At 55.1% G+C, this 2,505-nt stretch carries 1 protein-coding gene; it reads right to left on the bottom strand.

Features of this window, described 5'->3' with window-relative positions:
• Positions 1-19: 19 nt before the first annotated feature.
• Entirely contained in the window at positions 20-946 is a 927-nt protein-coding gene (locus tag LRF89_RS13050; RefSeq protein ID WP_238637341.1) for a hypothetical protein, read from the bottom strand.
• Positions 947-2,505: the final 1,559 nt, after the last annotated feature.

The raw sequence follows: 2,505 nt of genomic DNA on the forward strand, positions 1-2,505 counted from the left end.
CTGCTGAAATCTTAGTAAGCTACCTTGTTAGGTGTTTATAACTATCAATCCAGAAGCTCGCTTCCTTTTTATTCTTTAGCTCATCCTCACTCACACACCCTTTCTCGAAACCGATAACACGAATTTGCTCAGCCCACCGGACTTGCCTCTTCGAGCCCTTCAGTTTCGGCCATTTCTTTTGTTTCGCGATCTCTTTTGATTTCGCAATATTCTCTTCGCGCTGCTGATATTTCTCGCGTGCCTTTTTTATGGCCTCTTCCGCCGTTTTTTCAGAAGCATAGCACGGTGTGTTAACAACGTACGCGCTTGGCGTTCCAAACTCTACAACCAACTCCTCCTCATCCTCCTGCCGCTCCGCTATGTTTGCCGGTATTTGTGGAAATTCCGGAGTTGCTGTATAGCCTTCTTCAGAAACCACTTCCTCGAACTGATCGCGCTCTTCAACAATCGCACGCTCCAAGCGCTTCCGCTCTTCCTCAAGACGTTTCCTGCGCGCTACTTCGTGCTCATAAGCTTGAGCTGACGCCGGAAACTGATCTCTTAGCACATCGTCCAGGTCTTGATCGCTCAGCTCTTCGACACCGTCTTCATTAAAAAGAAGGTATTTAGTGGCCACATCACGGCTCGTCGCGATCACGCCACGCGCGACATAGACTCCGAATTGCTCTAGCGTATATTGGTCAATACCGTTTCCGCTGTTGCTTCGAGGACACGAATGCGGACTTACTGTGACCTTCTTATCATATTCGATAAAACGCTCTAATTTCGGCCTACCCGACCAGTACTTAATCTCAAGAGAAAGGACAGCGCACCCATCTTCTTGAACATAAAACGAACCCGATCGACCAACTTTGATTTCATTGCTCATAAAAAACCCTCTGTCATTTTCCGAATTTTGAAGAGACACCTTAACCACCCATGGGGTGGCAAAATCATGCAACTCCACACTTCCGCTTCTAGAGAATAGAACCTTGCGAGCAAGGTAGGCGTTTTCTTTTTTGTGCCATTTGATTTAACATAGAAAGCGTTTCTCTGCGCTGTCAACCTCCAAAAGGTGGGTTCCCACGGATGGCCTTCATGCGCAGAACATCTTCCCTGTTGGTCTTAGAAGACTGCGTCCAAGATGGATTGCTTGGCGCTTCGCTTGTTGGGTGCTGTATCTGTACCTGCGTCATCGTTTTGCCTGCTCCTAGTCATTTGGTAGATCCCTCGGTTCTGTGTTCATGCTTGAGGCCTCGTCGAGCTGTTTGGAGCTCTGTAGGGACTAGGTGAGGCTGTGCAGAAAATCTGGCTGTCTTGGCAAAAAAAATGGCCAACGGCGGATCGGCCGTTGGCATTGACTGGGCCGGTGGCCCGGAGTCTTTGGCTCGGGGGCGCAGCTTCGGGCTGGAAGCTGGGAGCCTTGGCGGCGGGTGTGTTCGGACCCGAGTCGGCGGGCCGGATGATGGTCAGCGAGTGCTCGAGTTTGTGCATTCGATGGCCGAAGGGTGCGGGAGTGATGGCCGTTGGTACGCGAGTCCTTCCGTCCATCTTTGGTGAGCCGAACGCCTCATCAATATTCGCCGAACGCGGGATGGCTGACTCAGTTCCCTGATCCGTGTCCTATCGGCCAAGCTGGCATCACGCGGGGTTAAGCATGAGCAGCTCCGACGCCCAGGTCTTCCAGCGCTTGAAGGTCCTTGGGCTGCTCGGCCCCACCCCCGGTGGCATCCTGTCGTGGGGCGTAGCCCGAAGAAACTGATCACCTATTCAGGAATGGTGATATGACTTCTGTTAAGGCCTTAAAGGATTTGGTGGCTTGTGGGCAATTCATTTTGGGGGGGCGGGCGCCAACGCTGGAGGCGAAGGAATGGTCCGCTCAGCAACACCCCATGGTGGGCGCGGGCAAGTGCGAGCCACCAATTGGCCATTGAGGCGGTGCGAGCCAGCGGCGTAAGCTTGCGCGCGAACCTCGAGCACCTCTCAGGCCTCGCCTGGTATCGACTCGGACTATGTCGGGGGCTCGATTGACCTCCTGTCTCCTGTGCTGGGGCGTTATTCCGGGGAGTTCAACCAGTAGTACCCAGCCACGTGAGCCTCGTTCGATGCCCATAGGTCGAATCAACGGGTCTTCTGCCACGAGCCGGGCTCCGCTGGGCGAACTCGGAGCCCAAGGGCGGCAGTCGGCCTCTGGCCCCGCCAGGAGAGGAGGGGCGGCTCTCACCCGCTCCGACAATCGATAGCGCCGGGCCATGAGCAGGCGCGCATTCCGCACGATCCTGACCGCGTTATCTGGCTGAACGTGGCCGGTTCCGCCAGCAGGCTGGGGTATGAGCGAACCCATTGCTCTGCATGTACACCCCTTTGAAGGCCCTCGGAAGCCCCTTGAGAGCCCCTCGGAAGGCCCTTTGAAGCCCCTTCGAAGGCCCTCGGAAGCCTCTTGAAAGCCCCTTCTAAGCCTCTTGCAAACTGCGTGCGCTTTAGTTCCCCGGCCGATAGATCTCATCCCTGGGTGTCTGCGAGCGC

The organism is Halorhodospira sp. 9621, from assembly GCF_022228055.1.
In the GTDB taxonomy this organism is placed as follows: Bacteria; Pseudomonadota; Gammaproteobacteria; order Nitrococcales; family Halorhodospiraceae; genus Halorhodospira; species Halorhodospira halophila_A.